Genomic DNA, 698 nt, shown 5'->3' on the forward strand with positions numbered 1-698 from the left:
GTTCTATGTCATGTTGGCCGCCGCGCTTTTATGCGCGCTCGTGGCGAGTTCGACGGTCGGGACCTACATCCTGTCGATTTCCGCCATTGCCTTGACGGGAGTGGTGCTGATCCAGAACTATCGCGACACCTCGGCCATACAGGCCAAGCTCAACGAAATCATCGTGGCGCTGGATGCCGCGAGAAACGACGTTGTCGGTCTTGAGCACGGCTCGCGGGAAGAGATCACCGCCGAACTCGAAAGCATCGAGAAAAGGGCAGGCCGCACCGCCAAAAGCAGGTCGGGCACAGCCTAGCGGCGCGTGCACGGCCATGCCTGAAAGCCGCCGGACTTTCGCCAGCGCGGCGGGCGTCCGGAGAAATCGCTGCTGGCCGTCATAGTTCTCGTCACCTTCCGTCGCGCGCAGGCCGATTTGCGCGCTTGCCCATCAGCCATTCCTGCCTTGCCTCATGATTTGCTTAAGTCATTGTTTTGATGCATGAAACTTTCCAGATACTATGCTTCATCCAACGGCGGAGCCAGAACATGCCACCGGGCAACATGCTCGGCTGCCCCATTGCCCTCATGGCTTCCAGCCACTTGTCGAACGCGATTCCGCGATTCTGCCGGTTCGCGGCCGGCCGTGGGGTGCCTGCTCCCCAGGGGCGGCGTCGCCAGCACGAAATGGCGGCGCCGGTTTTGCCGTCTCTGTCCCGGAA

1 protein-coding gene is annotated in these 698 nt (G+C 61.5%); it reads left to right on the forward strand.

Translation table 11 applies throughout. From position 1 onward, the window contains the following. On the forward strand, positions 1 to 295 hold a 295-nt coding region (locus tag EN742_RS36795), incomplete at its 5' end, for a low affinity iron permease family protein (RefSeq protein ID WP_128333984.1). Positions 296 to 698 lie beyond the last annotated feature (403 nt).

It is taken from the genome of Mesorhizobium sp. M4A.F.Ca.ET.020.02.1.1, assembly GCF_004022645.1.
In the GTDB taxonomy this organism is placed as follows: Bacteria; Pseudomonadota; Alphaproteobacteria; order Rhizobiales; family Rhizobiaceae; genus Mesorhizobium.